The organism is Rahnella sikkimica (genome assembly GCF_002951615.1).
GTDB classification, from domain to species: domain Bacteria; phylum Pseudomonadota; class Gammaproteobacteria; order Enterobacterales; family Enterobacteriaceae; genus Rahnella; species Rahnella sikkimica.
On sequence record NZ_CP019062.1, the window covers coordinates 3,491,894 to 3,508,679 of the forward strand.

General features: G+C 53.1%; 14 protein-coding genes and 2 pseudogenes. 6 read left to right on the forward strand and 10 right to left on the reverse strand.

Annotation, left to right across the window (positions count from 1 at the left end):
• Nucleotides 1–69 precede the first annotated feature (69 nt).
• Complete coding sequence (locus BV494_RS16145; RefSeq protein WP_104923771.1) at nt 70–612, reverse strand: tetratricopeptide repeat protein; 543 nt, start codon at nt 610–612, stop codon at nt 70–72.
• Nucleotides 613–643: 31 nt separating this feature from the next.
• Nucleotides 644–1,222, reverse strand: coding sequence for a cytochrome b (locus tag BV494_RS16150; RefSeq protein WP_104923772.1), 579 nt, complete (start codon nt 1,220–1,222; stop codon nt 644–646).
• A 307-nt stretch (nt 1,223–1,529) separates the two neighbouring features.
• On the opposite strand from BV494_RS16150, the gene BV494_RS16155 reads away from it, so the two are divergent.
• Nucleotides 1,530–2,276 (forward strand): flagellar brake protein, encoded by a 747-nt coding sequence (locus tag BV494_RS16155; protein WP_104923773.1) that lies wholly within the window; start codon nt 1,530–1,532, stop codon nt 2,274–2,276.
• 24 nt (nt 2,277–2,300) lie between these two features.
• Here BV494_RS16155 and BV494_RS16160 read toward each other — a convergent pair.
• The 3 genes and pseudogenes from BV494_RS16160 to BV494_RS16170 all read right to left on the reverse strand — a co-directional run.
• Nucleotides 2,301–2,702 (reverse strand): annotated as a pseudogene (locus tag BV494_RS16160) (SDR family NAD(P)-dependent oxidoreductase); the annotation flags it as partial.
• 17 nt (nt 2,703–2,719) lie between these two features.
• The gene (locus tag BV494_RS16165; protein ID WP_104921321.1) at nt 2,720–4,042 is read right to left on the reverse strand and encodes an IS4 family transposase; all 1,323 of its coding nucleotides are present in this window, start codon (nt 4,040–4,042) and stop codon (nt 2,720–2,722) included.
• Between the two features lie 83 nt (nt 4,043–4,125).
• A pseudogene (locus BV494_RS16170) lies at nt 4,126–4,488 on the reverse strand (SDR family NAD(P)-dependent oxidoreductase); the annotation flags it as partial.
• Nucleotides 4,489–4,613: 125 nt separating this feature from the next.
• On the opposite strand from BV494_RS16170, the gene BV494_RS16175 reads away from it, so the two are divergent.
• The 4 genes from BV494_RS16175 to BV494_RS16190 all read left to right on the forward strand — a co-directional run bounded on the left by BV494_RS16175 (nt 4,614) and on the right by BV494_RS16190 (nt 9,153).
• Nucleotides 4,614–5,513 carry a LysR family transcriptional regulator gene (locus tag BV494_RS16175; protein ID WP_192938020.1) on the forward strand — a complete coding sequence of 300 codons (900 nt, stop codon included), beginning with the start codon at nt 4,614–4,616 and terminating at the stop codon, nt 5,511–5,513.
• A gap of 84 nt (nt 5,514–5,597) precedes the next feature.
• A complete protein-coding gene (gene yhjD / locus BV494_RS16180; protein ID WP_104923775.1) occupies nt 5,598–6,713 on the forward strand; it encodes an inner membrane protein YhjD in 1,116 nt (371 codons plus the stop codon).
• A gap of 286 nt (nt 6,714–6,999) precedes the next feature.
• A complete protein-coding gene (locus BV494_RS16185; protein WP_104923776.1) occupies nt 7,000–8,322 on the forward strand; it encodes an MFS transporter in 1,323 nt (440 codons plus the stop codon).
• A 60-nt stretch (nt 8,323–8,382) separates the two neighbouring features.
• Nucleotides 8,383–9,153, forward strand: coding sequence for a CDP-diacylglycerol diphosphatase (locus BV494_RS16190; protein ID WP_104923777.1), 771 nt, complete (start codon nt 8,383–8,385; stop codon nt 9,151–9,153).
• Between the two features lie 13 nt (nt 9,154–9,166).
• On the opposite strand, the gene BV494_RS16195 is transcribed toward BV494_RS16190, so the two are convergent.
• From BV494_RS16195 to pdeH, 4 genes are all read right to left on the reverse strand, one after another.
• Nucleotides 9,167–9,577, reverse strand: coding sequence for a helix-turn-helix domain-containing protein (locus BV494_RS16195; RefSeq protein WP_104923778.1), 411 nt, complete (start codon nt 9,575–9,577; stop codon nt 9,167–9,169).
• Nucleotides 9,574–9,885 carry a type II toxin-antitoxin system HigB family toxin gene (locus tag BV494_RS16200; RefSeq protein WP_104923779.1) on the reverse strand — a complete coding sequence of 104 codons (312 nt, stop codon included), beginning with the start codon at nt 9,883–9,885 and terminating at the stop codon, nt 9,574–9,576. The genes BV494_RS16195 and BV494_RS16200 overlap by 4 nt, the downstream gene beginning before the upstream one ends.
• A gap of 92 nt (nt 9,886–9,977) precedes the next feature.
• A complete protein-coding gene (locus BV494_RS16205) occupies nt 9,978–12,032 on the reverse strand; it encodes an AsmA family protein (RefSeq protein ID WP_104923780.1) in 2,055 nt (684 codons plus the stop codon).
• A 212-nt stretch (nt 12,033–12,244) separates the two neighbouring features.
• Nucleotides 12,245–13,021: a cyclic-guanylate-specific phosphodiesterase gene (gene pdeH, locus BV494_RS16210; protein WP_104924820.1), complete on the reverse strand. Its 777-nt coding sequence runs from the start codon at nt 13,019–13,021 to the stop codon at nt 12,245–12,247.
• A gap of 358 nt (nt 13,022–13,379) precedes the next feature.
• Here pdeH and kdgK point away from each other — a divergent pair, with 358 nt between their 5' ends.
• The gene (gene kdgK, locus BV494_RS16215; protein WP_104923781.1) at nt 13,380–14,318 is read left to right on the forward strand and encodes a 2-dehydro-3-deoxygluconokinase; all 939 of its coding nucleotides are present in this window, start codon (nt 13,380–13,382) and stop codon (nt 14,316–14,318) included.
• Between the two features lie 695 nt (nt 14,319–15,013).
• Here the strand turns inward: kdgK and BV494_RS16220 are convergent.
• Nucleotides 15,014–16,531, reverse strand: coding sequence for a M16 family metallopeptidase (locus BV494_RS16220; protein ID WP_104923782.1), 1,518 nt, complete (start codon nt 16,529–16,531; stop codon nt 15,014–15,016).
• Nucleotides 16,532–16,786: the final 255 nt, after the last annotated feature.

The following is a 16,786-nucleotide window of genomic DNA, read 5'->3' on the forward strand; positions in this document are numbered from 1 at the left end:
CAGAGACGTGCCAGACACTGACTCAGTTCGTGACGTAAGTCGGTGGGTGAAATTTAGCGTTTCCCCGTTTCAGGATTCAGGATGTCCGTCGATGGCCGCGCTCAGATCGCGATACTCTTCGCAGCCGGTGCCGCACAGACCTTTGATGGTCGCCAGTTGCGCTTTCGCGAGATCGGGACGCCCTTTAATCATATAAGCCTCGCCGAGATATTCCCGGACTTTGGCGTAATTCGCATCGATGGCGATGGATTTCTGATAATAGCTGATGCCTTCGTCGGTGCGCCCGAGTTTACGGGTGGCGTAGCCGCGATAATTCCAGGCTTCTTTGGTGTTCTGATCTTTGAGCGTATTGAGCACCGTCAGTGCTTCCTGGTACCGGCCCGATTTCGCCAGATGATAGGCGTACTGGGTTTTATCCTGATCGGAAATCATGCTGCCTTTATCCACCATGCAGCTTTTGGTTTTGCTGTCATAGATTTGCCCTTTCGGGCAGTCCTGCGTTTTCTTCTCAGCTGAATCATCACCCATCGCGTGCGCGGCAACGCTGAACATCAGCAAATTACCCGCCAGACACACTACCGACAACGCCTGAATTACTGTTTTTGTCTTCATAACTTTTGTCTTCCTGTAGAGGAGAGAGTATTTACGGACGGCTGATGCGGCCCGGTAGCATGCGGCGCAGAATGCCGTCGCGGAGAACGTAGTGATGGAAAAGTGCGGCCAGCGCATGTACGCCCGCCAGAACAATCAGCGCCCAGGCGACGTTGTTGTGTAACGCGCCGAAAGTTCGGGTCATCACGCTGTCGAAATTGAAAACGTCCGGGATAGGGAAAAGCCCGAAGAAATAAAAAGGCTCGGCCTGCGACCAGCGGAATAAAAAGCCCAGCACGATCTGCGTGACCAGCAAGATATAGAGCGCCAGATGGGTCAGATGTCCGGCGGCTTTCATCGCCGCCGACATGGCGACGGGCTCCTGTTTGCTGCGTCCGGTGCTGACCGTGAACAGCCGCCAGAGCAAACGCCCGAGAATGATCGCCGCCAGTAAAATCCCGACAGAAATATGCACGGATTGCAGCCCTTTGCGCAGCGGCGTGCCGCGCTCAAGCACTTCCCAGATATGCGCGCTGGCAAACAGGAAAATCACGCACAGCGCCGTCAGCCAGTGCAGAAGAATGGTCAGCCCGTCGTAACGGTGGCGGGAAACAGAAGTGGAAGTTTGCATAAAAACGGTGCCTGTAAGTGTTCGATATCAAGTAAACACCTGAGCACCGCTTTTTATTCGGTGTGGATAACAAAAATCTTTGGCTAAGGGGGAAATAGCCCATCGATAGTGTGAAAGATAGCCTATATATAAAGTGCAGGCAGCATAAGCACCGGCCTGACCAGGACTGAATTTCACTTTAAGTTGGAGAAAATATCAGTTATCACGCAATAAAGATTTGTTCTGAGTAGCCGATAACCGTATTGGGCGCTTTATACGTCAAAGGCTGCGCCATAATTTTGCATTTATTTCTAATGAGGTGTGGCAGGTGAGCGAAGTATCCCGAGAGTCGTTTGCTAAGCGGAACACGCTGGCAATCTTGTCCGTACTGCGTGACTTGAAGAAGAACCAGACGCTGGTCATGATCAGTCACGCCCGCGGGCAATTTATCAGTAAAATTTTGGACGTGGATTCTGATAACCATCAGTTTTTGTTCGATCTGGGCAGCTCAGATTATGAAAACGGTCTGGCGATCAATGCCGGGACGCTGAACTTTGTCGCGGAACCTACCGGCGCGAAAGTGGAATTTGCCTGCGGCCAGGTGCGTCAGGTGACGTACGAAGGTTTGCCGACGTTTACCTGCGACATTCCGCCCGTCTTGTATTTTATCCAGCGCCGCGAGTATTTCCGCGTGAACGTTCCGTGGCTACCGGATTACCGTTGCAGCGGAAAACTGCCGGATACGTCAGAGTTTGCCTATCGCGTGCGCGATATTTCTCTCGGCGGTCTCGGTCTGGAAATTGACGGCACAACGCCACCGGAAATGGCGTCCGGCGCGGTGCTGAAAGATTCACTGATTCAGCTGGCGGAACTCGGCTCGTTCAAGCTGGATTTGCAATATATCGGCTCGATGCCGCGTAAATCAGTCAGCAATAAAGGCGAAACGGTCAGCACGCAGCGCCTGAGTTTTAAGTTTCCACATTTGTCGCCCGCGCAGGAACGTGACCTGCAACGGGCAATTTTTGAGCTTGAAAAACAACAGCATATTAAAGCCAGACGTTTCCAGGAAAGTTAACGTTCAGCACTGAGGCAAACCGGCTCAGATAAACATGCCGCCCGATGCCTCTACGCGCTGGGCGTTCATCCAGCCCGCTTCATCACTGAGCATCAGCGCCACCATCCCGCCGATATCATCCGGCAAACCGGCTCGCCCCAGCGCGGTGTTCGCAGAAACAATCTGGTTCACTTGCGGATTGTCACGCACCATCCCGCCGCTGAAATCCGTTTCAATCGCACCCGGTGCCAGAACGTTGGCGGTGATGCCGCGCGCGCCCAACTCTTTCGCCTGATAGCGCGTCAGTACTTCGATTGCGCCTTTCATGATGGCGTAAGCCGAAGAACCCGGCAGCGCAAACCGCGCCAGACCGCTGGAAATATTCAGAATGCGGCCACCGTCGGCCATCAGCGGCAACAGTTTTTGCGTGAGGAAAAAGGGCCCTTTCAGGTAATGCCGCTCGCTTAAGAACGAGCGGCTTTCTTTTTAGTTGGATACTTTGCAGGGCGAGCCAGTACTTCTCTTGGATAAGCTGGCCTTTTGCGTTTTTCAGGTAAGATTAATCGCTTACCTGACTCTCGTAAGTCTCTTAGTTTTCTAGGTATTGTTCCCGGCGTTCGCCCTGAACACCACAAAAATTCCTCTTGTATCAGCCGCAATGCATTTATGAAGCTTATGCGCAAAGGGTGGACATTGAAGTCATCAGCCATTCGCCTCATTTCCAATCGAACGAGATTGTAACTAATTAATATTCCCCAAATTTCCTGGTAGATCCCCGCCGGTTTTTGGCTTCTTAAGATATTTGTATTTCCCAACTGACTGCATTTTAGCTCGCTGTAACCTTGTTCTATTTCCCATCTTTCCCAGTACACTTGAATGATGTCTTCGAAAGGATATTTTTCAGGGTCTTTCATTGATGTAATGAATTCTTTTATCTCTCCAGAAGGTTTTATTATCAATACCTTACGAGCCAACCATGTGTGGGGAAGATGCGGGAACTGTTTTCTGGCCTGCGGAGAAACCGGCATTTCAATAAGCTGATCGTATTCAGAATACTGCTCGATAACTTTGTGCCTCATTTTACTTTTCACCGGTGTTAGCCAGTGTGTATTCGCTCCTGCGCCTTCCCAGGAAAGTAAAAGTTCTGCGGAAAAGTAAGCCCGGTCAAAGAGGGTCAGTGAGTTTTCCTGAACGGAGCTAACCAACTGTTGTGCATAATATATTTCGCTGTTCTTTACCGGCCCAAATGCAACATCAGTGATCAAATGACTGCGCGCAGACATAAGCGCAACGAGTAAAACCGAAGGGAATGAGTTACTACCGGAAGCAAAACCAAAGGATTTATTCTCAGGAGTATCCGGGGCTCTGAATTGGGTTCCGTCGACGCTGAATACTTTGAGGCCACATACAAATTTTTCCGTATCTTCTTTGTCCCACTGCTCAGAGGTGGAATAGAAAAGATGTCGAAGGGGCTCGAACCCCAGGCGCTGCCTGGCTTTGACCAGACTACTCGTTGCCATGGGCGAGAAATTACCGTGGCTGTCAGGAAAGGCTAAATCGAGTTTATCGCAGACATCAGAAATAGAACGGTTACGCATCAAAGCAATTCCAAGGACAAGCCAGACGACCTGTTCAGCGGGAAATCTTCGTCTGCGAACAGTCGCTCTGCCGGTTTGACTGAGAGCTTGTTCAATCCATTCGAGAGGAATATTTTTTTGAAAAGAATCAATAGATTCAGGGTAGTTAAATGCGGCGGCAACCTGAAGTTGTTCGGAAAGTAGGCTCATAAGGTGTCTGGCTCAAACGATGTTTGAGCCAGATTGTCGCCTAACTGCAGGATCGTTCAAGTTCTCTTAAACGATCAGCATTACCCTTTCAGGTGGATATTCATCATCAGGTCAAACTGCGCTTCGGTGGTGTCGGTGAACGCTTCATGCAGCCCCACGCCCGCATTGTTAACCAGAAAATCAAAAGTCTCGCGCTGCCAGACCTGTTGAAGCTGCGTTTTCACCTCTGCTACAAACGCGTCAAACGATCCGGTGTCGCCGGTATCGAGCGCCAAAGCCACCGCCTTTCCGCCCGAGGCTTCCACGCTCTGCACCACGGCTTTCGCCGCGTCAATCTGACTGTGGTAAGTGAAAATGACGTCAACACCCTTTTTTGCCAGTTTTTCAATGGCATTCCGGCCTAAACCACGGCTTCCGCCGGTTACGATAGCGATTTTACGATTCATTTCAGACCTCATTAGCTTTGGGTACATTTTCGTTGTTTAAAACACAGCCTATTGGACTCTTATGTAATGATAAATAGTCCATAATGAGTTTCACTGTCTCAAAACCAACAACAATCGGGCAAAATGTGGATAAAATTCAATCAATGAAGGTTTTCGTGCGCGTTGCGGAACTGAGCAATTTTACCCGCGCCGCCGAAAGTCTGGGATTACCGAAAGGCAGCGTATCGCGGCTGGTCCAGCAACTGGAAATCCGCATGTCCGCCCGTTTGCTGCACCGTTCCACGCGCCGCGTTCAGCTGACGCAGGACGGCCAGGTGTTTTATCAGCGCTGCAAGGAACTGCTTTCCAGCATGGACGAACTCGAGTCGATGTTTCAGTCGAACCCGGCGAGCATCAGCGGGCGGCTGCGCGTGGATATGTCGGTCGGCATGGCGACGCATCTGGTGTTGCCGCGTCTGGCGGAGTTTCTGAACCGCTATCCGGCGCTGGAAATCGAACTGAGCAGCACCGATCACCGCGTGGACGTGGTTCGCGAAGGATTTGACTGCGTGGTGCGCAGCGGCACGCTGAAAGATTCCGGGCTGATCGCCCGCCCGCTGGGGCATCTGAGCGTAATCAACTGCGCCAGCCCCGGTTATCTGCAACGCTACGGCACGCCGGATCACCCCGATCAACTGGCGCAGCACGCAATGGTGCATTACGAACAAACTCTCGGCAGCCATACGTCTGCGTTTGAATATCTCGACGGCAAGCAGGTGAAAACCGTCAAAAGCGGCGGCGCGGTGACGGTCAACAGCACGGAAACCTATGTGTCTGCCTGTCTGGCCGGTCTGGGGATTATTCAGGTGCCGCTGATTGGCGTGCGTAACGCGCTGGCGGGCGGCCAGCTGGTAAGCATTTTGCCGCAATTCCGTGCGCCGCCGATGCCGGTAACGCTGGTTTATCCGCACCGCCTGAACCTGTCGCGACGAGTGAAAGTCTTCATGGACTGGCTGACAGAAATCACCCAAACGTTCATTGCCTGAGCGGTTAAACCCGCCGGACATCGCCCGGACGGCTCAGGCGTCTATACTTAAGGCCGGATGCACTTTTAAGGACAACATGGATCAATGCCCATTATTTCCAAGCAAGAACCGGTAAAACAGGAAAAACCCGCCCCGCTGATTAACATCAAAACCGGCAATTCGACGGTGGATAAAAACATCGGCAGATTCTCACGGGGGGTAGAATACGTTCAGTCCTGGGGCTGGGTCGCGCATTTGCTGCGGGCCACCGAACGTTTCAACGATCGTCTGGGCAGCCAGTTTGGCGCAGCGATTACCTATTTCTCGTTCCTCTCGCTGATCCCGATTCTGATGGTTTCCTTCGCCGCCGTGGGTTTCGTGCTGGCGTCCAATCCGGATCTGCTGGCCGGTCTCATCAATAAAATCGTGAACAACATCAGCGACCCGAATCTGGCGAATACGCTGAAAAGCACGGTCAATACGGCCATTCAGCAACGTACCGCCGTCGGGTTATCCGGCCTGCTGATTGCGCTGTACTCCGGCATCAGCTGGATGGGGAATCTGCGCGAGGCGATCCGCGCGCAGTCGCGTGACGTCTGGGAACGCAATCCGCAGGATCAGGAGAAAATTCTTCGCCGCTACATTCGCGATTTTATTTCGCTGACCGGGCTGGTGCTGGCGCTGATCATCACGCTGTCGCTGACGTCTATTGCCGGTGCGGCGCAAAAAACCATTGTGGATGCGCTGGGGCTCGGCGGTATCGAGTGGCTGAGGCCGGTGATGACCAGTATCACGCTGGTGATTTCCATTGCGGCCAACTATCTGCTGTTCCTGTGGATTTTCTGGATGTTGCCGCGCCATAAACCGCGCAAGAAAGCCCTGCTGCGCGGGACGCTGCTGGCGGCGATTGGCTTTGAGGTGATCAAATTCGTGATGACCATGACACTGCCGAAACTGGCCACGTCGCCTTCCGGCGCGGCGTTCGGGTCGGTGATTGGCCTGATGGCGTTCTTCTATTTCTTCGCCCGCCTGACGTTGTTTGTCGCCGCGTGGATTGCCACCGCGAAATACAAAGATGACCCGCTTATGCCCGATCACGCGAAAAAAGGCGAAAAAGCGGCGTCGGGAAACGACAGTGAATACACGCCTGACGATCTCATCGTGCCAGATGAAATCCATATCACCGCCGTTAATTCTGAAATTGAAACCAAAAAGCAGTGAATAACACCACGCATACGTTATCACTGCCCTAAAACCAGAATAACTGACTAATGGCCGTACTTTTATTTCACGGTTTTGCAGTCAGTTACTCTGAATTTGTTTCATTGAACAAACTTATGATTGGCAAACGGGCGACGCTAAAAAAGATTCCCCCGATCCCGCCCCAAATGCCGTTTTCAGGCATATCTCGCGCGTTGAAAACCCGTCTGGCTGTGCATAAGATGCCCTTTCACCACACATTTATTTACAAACCCTCTATTTCATCAACAACAAATAAGAAACACTTATGCAAGCCTCCATCGCTCAAGAATTAGAAGCTGACGCCAATCTGGTGAATCAGAACTCACGCGGAAAAGTCATCGTTGCGTCGCTGATCGGGACGGCTATCGAGTTTTTCGATTTTTACATTTATGCCACGGCTGCGGTGATCGTGTTCCCGCATATCTTCTTCCCGCAGGGCGACCCGACGGCCGCCACGCTACAGTCGCTCGCCACTTTCGCTATCGCCTTTATTGCGCGTCCGATTGGCTCCGCGCTGTTTGGGCATTTCGGCGACCGCGTCGGGCGTAAAGTGACGCTCGTGGCGTCGCTGCTGACCATGGGGGTTTCCACCGTGGTGATCGGCCTGCTGCCGACTTACGCGACGATTGGCGTTTTCGCACCTATGCTGCTGGCGCTGGCGCGTTTTGGTCAGGGTCTCGGTCTGGGCGGCGAATGGGGCGGCGCAGCATTGCTCGCAACAGAGAATGCGCCACCGAAAAAGCGCGCGCTGTACGGCTCTTTCCCACAGCTTGGCGCGCCGATTGGCTTCTTCTTCGCCAACGGCATGTTCCTGCTGTTGTCATGGTTGCTGACCGACGAACAGTTTATTTCCTGGGGCTGGCGCGTGCCGTTCCTGCTTTCTGCGGTGCTGGTGCTGGTCGGCCTTTATGTGCGCGTTTCCCTGCACGAAACGCCGGTCTTCGCCAAAATTGCCAAAGCCGGTAAACAGGTGAAGGTGCCGATTGGCACGCTGTTCACAAAATACAAAAAAGCGACCCTGCTTGGCACGTTCATCATGGTGGCGACGTACACACTGTTCTACATCATGACCGTGTATTCACTGGGTTACGGCACGGCGGCGCAGCCGGTCGGTCTGGGCATTCCGCGTAACGAATTCCTGCTGATGCTGATGATTGGTGTAATCGGCTTCGGCGTGATGGTGCCGGTTGCCGGTCAGCTGGCGGATAAATTTGGCCGTCGCAAAACCATGATCTGCATTACCCTGCTGATGATTGTTTTCGCGCTGAATTTCCCGGCGATCCTCGGGTCAGGCTCGCAGGCGCTGGTGATGGTCTTCCTGCTGTGCGGTTTTATGGTGATGGGACTGACGTTTGGTCCGATGGGGGCGCTGCTGCCGGAACTGTTCCCGACAGAAGTCCGCTACACCGGCGCATCCTTCTCCTATAATGTGTCTTCGATACTCGGTGCGTCGGTCGCGCCTTATATCGCCACCTGGTTGGCGACCCATTACGGGTTGTTCTATGTGGGCATTTATCTGGCCTTTATGGCAACGCTGACGCTGATCGCGCTGCTGTTATCCAAGGAAACTGCCCATCAGTCGCTGTAACTGATCCGGACACCGTGCCAGGTTTTTCGCCCGGCACGGTGCCTTCTGCGAAGGTTTCTTATGCGTTTACGACGATTAGTTTTGCCTGTCCTGCTCCTGCTTATCATCATTGCCGCCGCTATCTGGTATTTCTGGCCCCACTCTTCCAATCCCAACGCCCTGTGGAACATCATCAGCCAAAAATGCGTGCCGAATCAGCACAGCACGGGCAAACCCGATCCCTGCGCGCAGGTGGATGAACAACAGGGATTTGTGGTGCTCAAGGATATGAACGGGCCGTTGCAGTATTTACTGATGCCCACCGCGCGGATCACCGGCATGGAAAGCCCGGCGCTGCTCGAACCGGAAACGCCGAACTTCTTCAATCAGGCCTGGAATGCGCGGCATTTTATGGCGGATAAATACGGCAAACCGATTGATGACAGCAATGTCTCGCTGGCGATTAATTCACAATACGGACGCTCGCAGAATCAGTTGCACATCCATATTTCCTGTCTGTTGCCGCAGGTAAAAACCACGCTGGCCAGAGACGGTGCGCAGATGGGTTACAACTGGCAGGAACTGCCGGATAAACTGATCGGCCACACCTATCTGGCGCGTAAAGTGACACCCGCCGAGCTGAATGAGAAAGGCGCGTTCCGAATTTTAGCGCAAGGCGTACCGGACGCAGATAAGAAAATGGGCCACTTCGGTATGGCAATGGTCAGCCTCCAAAACGGTGATTATCTGCTGCTCGCCAGCGAACGCGATTTACTGAAACTCAATAACGCCTCGACCGAAGAAATCCAAGACCATAACTGCGCAGTGCTGGATCCGGTGCCGGTTCCCTGAAGCGCGCCGTGACTTAAATAAACAGCGCGGGAGAGATGCCAAAACGGGCCGCAAGCTTGCCAATATGTTCGACGGTCAGCTTGCGTTCTCCGCGTAAAATCCGCGACACCAGCGATTTCCCGCCGATTTCATCGGCAAAATCACTCTGCTTTAAGCCGTACTGATCCATCAGCGTGGCAAGAACGGCAACGCCGCCCGGCAGGGCTTCCATCTCTTCACGAAAGGCGATGACCTGCGGAAGCGTATTTTCGTAAGCCGTGATTTTATTGCTGACAATATCGAGTAAAGGACTGGTCGGGTTGTTCATCAACAGGTACTCAACCAGTTCCAGCGCTTTCTGATAATCCTGCTCGCTGGCGTTATCGCCCAGCAGAGGTACGGCGCTGACCAACGCCTCAGTCGCTTTAATGGCTTCATTAATCATTTCTTTTTACCCCGGTGCAAATCGGTAAAACGATCATACTCAGCGTGGGTATAAACCCCTTTAACGTAAAACTTCTGGCTCTCGAAGAAGATCAACGCAATGACTCTGACGTCGTTTCTTGCGATGTTGATAACATAATGTTTATCCAGATATTTGAAGTTATCCAGCGAAGGATAAACTTTTTTAAGCGCCGCCGGGTTTGGAAAATTCCCTTTCTCGATGACCTTCCCGAGATTCAGTAAGTCCGCTTTATATTGCGGAAAACGTACTGCGGCTTCAGCTAAGGCCCGCATTGTAATCAGATGCATTCTTGTTCCATAAGTTGACAACCTGTCAACAGCGTAACACTGCGATACCAGGTTGCCAATCTGGCAACTTAATTTCTGTTACTTCGATTCCATTATTTCTCTTTCATCTGCTGCAATATCGGGCCGCACTGGTTTTCTTCGTTATCACTCGGGGAAATCAGTGCGAGCAACGCGGCTGCCGGAGCGACGACCGCGCCGAGAGCGATAGCGGCTGCACCACGGGCGATCAACGGGCCGGGTTTCACACCGGCGTCCGGATTTTTATAGGTGCCTCGAACATACAGCGGTGAACGCAGCGTCAGAATACGCACGCCTTTGCTTTCCGGGTTAATCGACAAATCCAGACGCTCCGTCGCCATATTGGTGCTGCCGGTGATGTTGATCACCGCATTCTCGGTGTCGAACACAAACAGCCGTGGCGTCACCAGCCCGTTTTTAACGTTTACATTGGCGGCAGCGCAGTTGATCGCCACTTCGTCATCGCCGAACAATTTGCTGACCACGTAGTTCCCCACGTTTAGCCCGGCGAGTTCCATCAGACCACGGCTGATCACGCCATCATTGATGAGGACTTTCATGTCGCCATTGCTGGTGCCGAGCAAGGCCGCCACCGAATTCCCGGTACCGGTCAGTATCGCATCACCGTTCAAATCGCCCAAACTGCGCTCCATCGACTGTACACTCGGCAGCAGCTGTTTCAGTTTCAGCTTACGCGCATGGATATCGGCGCGCGCCTGCATCGGCGATTTGTCGCCTTCCAGCCGGATGGTGGAATTGAGATTACCGCCCGCCACGCCAAAACGCAGAGGGTCAAGCAGGATTACGCCGTCAGTCAGTTTCAGGTGCGTACTTAAATCGCTCAGCGGCAGCGATTTCCCGTGCTCAATGCGGGTCGCGCTGAATTTCACATCGGCGTCCATCACGCGCCAGCTTTTGGTATCAAACTTCTCAACCGGCAGCACTTTGTCGGCAGGCTGACGGGTTGTCTCGCCGCGCTTCGCTTTATCCGTATTAGAATCCGCCCCGATCAGCGGTGCGAGATCGGCAAAGCGCAGTTGTTTGGACACCACCTCACCGGTCAGTTTCGGCCTCGGTTTACTGGCCAGATAGGTCAGAGAGCCGTGAATGTCGCTGTCACCAATCTCGCCGTTAAAGTTCTGATAACGGTAAACGGCACCGTTTTTATCGTGCAATGTCGCCGATAAATGACCGTCGGTGGAATATGGCGGGGTTTGCGGCAGCAGGACGCCCGTCAGACCGTACAAATCAGACAGCGTCTGCCCGGAGAATTTCAGGCGTAAATCGAGACCGCCGAGGTTCATCGGATCCTGTAAGGTCCCGGCGACGGCCACGCGGGTTTTCCCCGAACGCACATCCGCCTGTAACGGGAACAGCGCGTCAGGATCTTTCAGCGCCAGCATTCCGCCAATTTTCCCGCTGCCCGACAGGGATTCACCGTTATATTTGCCGTCCACTTTCCAGCCAAACACGTAAGGCGGGGTTTTGGTTTGCAGGGCATCTTTTTTATCGCCGACCACTTCCGTAAACGGCAGCGGTTTCCCCAGCGGATCAATCACAGCGCGGAAATCGGCTTTGAGTTTGGCGTCTTTATAGTCAATCTGCCCGCGATCAAACACGATATCGTTGAGGGTAAAGGACCAGGGTGACGGCGGCTGCGCCGGATCCTGGGTGTCGCTGTTGGCGAGATTGAACGTCCAGTTATTTTTGCCGTTATCTAAACGCAGCAGCGAGGCATCCGGCTGTTTCAGCCAGATACGCGGGATCAGCACTTCTTTGTGCAGCAGCGCGAGCGGCGCAATGCTGGCATCGACGCGGGCGAGTTTCACCATCTGCGCGTCTTTTTCACCGGTCTGAACGTCGGAAGGGTTTCCGAGCACGATATCTTCCGCGTGGATGTGAGGCCACGGAACCCACGCGCGCCAGCCTGCTTCATCTTTTTGCCGCGACCAGTCCACGCCCAGATCACCACGGATGGCGAATTCCCGGTTGAGTTCGGTACTGACTTTTTGATTTATCGTGGGTTTGAGGCGGTTCCAGTCGAACATCGCGATGAAAATCACGAGGGCAATCAACAGAATAACTATCACACCGACAACCCAGGAGATCACTTTACCTGTGCGCGTCATAACGCTGTTCCTTTCAAACAGTTAACGAATCCCAAGGTTTAACCATAGTTGAATTCGTCACAACTTGCCGGAAACGGCCTGAATGGGAAGGGTAAAAGTGTGAGGGAGAGACAGCGGTAAAGCATTAAAAATCAGCGTAATAGTAATGCATCACACCACATCAACTCACCCGGTACTTTGAGAGTTAACCTCAGCGAGTTAGGTGTGATTCATTATTCTTTGAAATGTATTGGCAGATTATCCAGATGATCGAAAACAACCGGACGTGCCAGATAATAGCCCTGAGCGGCCAGCGCATCAGAATTGCGCACCATCGCCCATTCGGCGGCGGTTTCGACGCCTTCAATAATGACGCCTTTGCTGTAGCGCTTCATCAGCGTCACCAGCGTGTAAAACAGGCGCGAGCCCTCTTCGCTCTGGCCCAGCAGAATAAACAAATCGCGCGCAATTTTGATGTATTCGTAATGCCAGGTGGTGAACGAAGAAAAGTTGGCGATGCCCTGACCAAAATCGTCAAGCCACAGCCTGTCGGACTGTTCAATCTGCGACAACGGAATACTCAGCGCATGTTCAGCACTTTCAACCAGCTCAAAACGGACGTACGGCATCGCGTTGATTTGCGCTTGCAGCGCAGAATCAGACTGCAACATTTCCAGCACCTGACCATCGACGTTGATTGAAGCCAGTAATTCGTTATCAATGAACAGATTTTGCCAGCGCTGTAACAGGTCGAGCTGTTCCTGAACAATTTGCAGGCGTTTACCGACGGCGATCGCGACAAAATATTCTTCGGGCGAAATGAATTTATGCGGAGTCGCAGGGTGGAAAACCCCGGTAAGCAATTCAATCCCCAACAGTTTTCCAGTCGTGCGATAAATAGGCTGAAAACGGTACACTCTCTGACATTGACGCCAGTAAGACTGTGCTTTTACGCGTTCGATAGCGGTAAAAGAAGGCGTAATCAGCCCTAACATCATCTTAGTTATCATATTTTTTCTGCCGTCATGAATAAGAATCAGATCATCAGGGGACATGCGGCAACATGTGTTGCGTGACTACAAGGTGATTAGTAGCCCGATTTCCTGGCTTTCATTAGTAGAGATATCTATCGGCGCAGCGCGGGGAAACTTTAATCACTCCGCATTTCTCGCCGTTCTGCCTCAGGTGGACGCCCTGTGACGTCCATTTTTACCCTCTTTTTATTTCATTTTTTCGCTTCCTGCCTAAAAAAATAAAACCTCGTTTTAATTTATTTGACTGACCGCATTCTTATGAAGAGACTAGAGCGCAATAATGACGGTCTTTTCTTTCCTTTCGTTTTAATGCTTCAGACATAGGCCAGGTACAATGACCCGCAAAAACATTGCCGTTATCGGCGAATGCATGATCGAATTGTCTCAGAAAGGCGATGCCCTTCACCGTGGTTTTGGTGGCGACACGCTGAACACGTCTGTTTATATTTCCCGCCAGGTTTCGCCTGATGCGCTGAACGTTCACTACGTGACGGCGCTGGGCAATGACAGTTTCAGCAATGAAATGCTGGAAGCGTGGCAGCAGGAAGGGGTCCACACCACGCTAACGCAGCGTCTGGAAAACAAACTGCCGGGTTTGTATGTGATTGAAACGGACAGTACCGGCGAGCGCACGTTTTACTACTGGCGCAACGATGCCGCCGCGCGCTACTGGCTGGACAGCCCGCAATCCGAAGAGATTTGCCAGAAGCTGGCGGAGTTCGATTATCTGTATCTGAGCGGGATCAGCCTGGCAATCCTGAACGATGAAAGCCGTAAACGTTTGATGAAACTGCTGCAAGCCTGCCGTTCACGCGGCGGAAAAGTCATTTTCGACAACAACTACCGTCCGCGCCTGTGGGCCAGCAAAGAGAAAACGCAGGCGGCATACAACGCCATGCTTTCCTGCACGGACATCGCGTTCCTGACGCTTGATGACGAAGATATGCTGTGGGGCCAGAAGCCGTACGACGAAGTGATTGCCCGCACCCACGCGCTGGGCGTCAGCGAAGTCGTGGTGAAACGCGGCGCAGACAGCTGCATCGTGTCCAGCGCCGAAGGCGAGCTGCACGACGTTCCGGCGGTTAAATTACCGAAAGAGAAAGTGATTGATACCACGGCGGCGGGCGATTCGTTCAGCGCCGGGTATCTGGCGGTTCGCCTGACCGGCGGCAGCGCGGTGGAAGCCGCTGTGCGCGGGCATGAGACGGCGAGTACCGTGATTCAGCATCGCGGGGCGATCATTCCGGTGGAGTTTATGCCAAACCGGGCATAAGGGCGGTTTTTCGCTTGCCAGCGGGGGGCGCTTGCAGCGCGGTTTTCGCTTGCAGCAAATGGCTGGATTGAGAAAGTTTCGGTTTTTCAATTGCGGTGATCGCCTAACTTTCCGCGCCGAAACCGACCAAAAGAGGGAAGTGCTTTCCCTCTTTTGGATTTCTCCCCGCTTTTTCAACACGCGCTATCGCTCGCTGGCTATGTTTCAGCCACGTCAGTCATTGCCGCGAAATCTTGCCGCTACGCGGTTCCCTTGCTCGGTTTCGAGCCATAGGTCTCGAAACACTTCGCTCGGTAAGCTTTCTGAAAGCGGCCGGAGGCTTATCTAAATTCAAAAACAGACGGGTTTTAATGTTTTAAAAAGATGAGATGGCGCGCTCCGAAATTTTGCTGACCGAGGGTTCGAGACCGCAAGGCTCGAAGCCCTCGAGGAAGGTACCGCGCAGCGGCAAGATTTCGCGCCACACGCCGGAGTAACAGAACATGTCCGTCGACCCAGCGATAGCGCTTGTTGAAAAAAGCGGGGAGAGATCCAAGAGAGGGATCGCACTTCCCTCTCTTGGTCGGTTTGGGCGCAACAAGCTAAGCGGTCACCGCAATTGAAAAACCGAAATCTTCTCCATCCAGCCGTACGCTGGAAGCGATAAACCGAAATCTTCTCGATCAATTTTTACAGGATAAATAAGGGGCCAACCCTTATTGAGCAGTCGCCGCCGCCGAAGCCGCTGGCACTTCCACCGCAGGGGTATCCCCCGCAGGCGCGACGTCAGCGGGAGCCATGATCTTATCGTAAATGGCCCGCAACTCACCCGCATTCACCTCAGGTTCCCCTTTCGGTTGCGCGATTAACATCGCCGGTTCCCGCGATAACTGCTGTTTGAGTTCCTGATTCAGTACCGGCAAGGTCAGCGTGGTCAGGAACTGCTGACGCAACTGCTGATATTGCTCCGGGGCAATATCCACAACGCCATTTTGCTGCGAACGTAAACGCTGACTCATCAGCACATCAGTATCAGTTCGCGCGTAAGTGGCGAAAAGTTTGCTCAGCTGATCGTTCTTCTGCGCAATCAGCGCATCGAATTCTGCCTGCGAAATTCCTTTGTCACGCACGACCAGAAGCTCTTCGGAAAGACGCTTAAACAGCTCGGTCAGTTTGGCCTGCGGCGCATCAATACGGATGGCGCACTGCGCACGCTGATACTGTACGTTGCAGTCAAAACCCAGGCCGGGACCCGGTGTTGTTGCATCTTTCTTACTTTCAAAGGCGCTTTTCAGGGCTTCCTGTAAATGCCAGAACAACGCTTCACGCGCGAGATCACTGCGCCAGTAAGCAGCCAGCGCCTGTGAGTCCTGGATCGGCTGCCACGCGTTATCCCACATTAATGAGAGGCGATCCTGCGTCAGGTTGCCATCCATCATGGTCATGGATTTGGACGTCACTTCAGACAGCGTCGGCAACGTTTGTGGCGTCTGGCGGCTGCCTTTCAGCGGTGAGAATGTCCGGTTAATTTGTTCACCCAACCCGCGGCTGTCGACGTTACCCACCACAAACAGCGTCATGGCGTCCGGCGTGTACCACTGATGATAAAACTTTGTCAGGGCTTCGATATTGACCGGTTTGGTCGGCAGTTGATCCGGGCTATGCCCCACCAGCGTTGAGCCGGCGATACGGGTACGCCACCAGGCATCCTGCGTATTTTGCGGCAATGAACCCACCGGATCCTGCGACTCCTGGCGCGCGGCGCTGACCAGCGCAGGCGTTACAGAAATTTTACCCGCCGTATTCGCCAGCCAGTTCAGCGCATCTTTCAGCAGCTCCGGACGGTTATTCGGCAGGCTCAGGTTATACATCGTGAAATCATAGGAACTGACCGCAGGCGGCAATGGCCGTTGCGGATTGATACTTTGCTGCCAGAGTGATTGCAGCTCAGACGTGCTGAATCCTTCGCTGTGCATCAGTGCCAGACGCGGAAGGAAATGGGCGTAGCCCGCCTGCTGGGCAGACTCTGCCAGCGAGCCGGTGCGTACCACCAGACGTAATTCGATACGATCGCTTGGACGTTGCGGCGTGGTCAGCAACTGCCAGGTAAATCCATTATCCAACTTGCCCTGCTGCCAGGCCGGGTCAGGTTGTAATGCTTCAGCTTGCACATGACTTGCGGCTGCTGCCAGCAACAATCCACCAACGAGTAAACGGATTTTGGTGCCCTGCATGTGAACCCCTACGTAATGACAATCTAATGTTCAAATATGCTGTCCTGCCGGTGCCGCTCGGCGAGCCCACAGGAACTGAATGCGTAAGTTTAGGACGTAAATTACAGCCCTTCGTTAGACCGCGACATTTTCGCAATGTCGCGCAGCCCATGAAAATATTCTGGTAAAAAGCGCCGGAGGTGGCCTTTGAGGGAGTTATTATGAAGATAATCCACCGGTTACATCAAGCAACCGGTGGATATTAGGGGGGGTTGA

What these genes read in the sequence shown, in the direction of transcription:
- BV494_RS16145 (WP_104923771.1), bottom strand. Translation starts at nt 612, where the DNA reads ATGAAGACAAAAACAGTAATTCAGGCGTTGTCGGTAGTGTGTCTGGCG.
- BV494_RS16150 (WP_104923772.1), bottom strand. Translation starts at nt 1,222, where the DNA reads ATGCAAACTTCCACTTCTGTTTCCCGCCACCGTTACGACGGGCTGACC.
- BV494_RS16165 (WP_104921321.1), bottom strand. Translation starts at nt 4,042, where the DNA reads ATGAGCCTACTTTCCGAACAACTTCAGGTTGCCGCCGCATTTAACTAC.
- yhjD (WP_104923775.1), top strand. Translation starts at nt 5,598, where the DNA reads ATGCCCATTATTTCCAAGCAAGAACCGGTAAAACAGGAAAAACCCGCC.
- BV494_RS16185 (WP_104923776.1), top strand. Translation starts at nt 7,000, where the DNA reads ATGCAAGCCTCCATCGCTCAAGAATTAGAAGCTGACGCCAATCTGGTG.
- BV494_RS16190 (WP_104923777.1), top strand. Translation starts at nt 8,383, where the DNA reads ATGCGTTTACGACGATTAGTTTTGCCTGTCCTGCTCCTGCTTATCATC.
- BV494_RS16195 (WP_104923778.1), bottom strand. Translation starts at nt 9,577, where the DNA reads ATGATTAATGAAGCCATTAAAGCGACTGAGGCGTTGGTCAGCGCCGTA.
- BV494_RS16200 (WP_104923779.1), bottom strand. Translation starts at nt 9,885, where the DNA reads ATGCATCTGATTACAATGCGGGCCTTAGCTGAAGCCGCAGTACGTTTT.
- BV494_RS16205 (WP_104923780.1), bottom strand. Translation starts at nt 12,032, where the DNA reads ATGACGCGCACAGGTAAAGTGATCTCCTGGGTTGTCGGTGTGATAGTT.
- pdeH (WP_104924820.1), bottom strand. Translation starts at nt 13,021, where the DNA reads ATGATAACTAAGATGATGTTAGGGCTGATTACGCCTTCTTTTACCGCT.
- kdgK (WP_104923781.1), top strand. Translation starts at nt 13,380, where the DNA reads ATGACCCGCAAAAACATTGCCGTTATCGGCGAATGCATGATCGAATTG.
- BV494_RS16220 (WP_104923782.1), bottom strand. Translation starts at nt 16,531, where the DNA reads ATGCAGGGCACCAAAATCCGTTTACTCGTTGGTGGATTGTTGCTGGCA.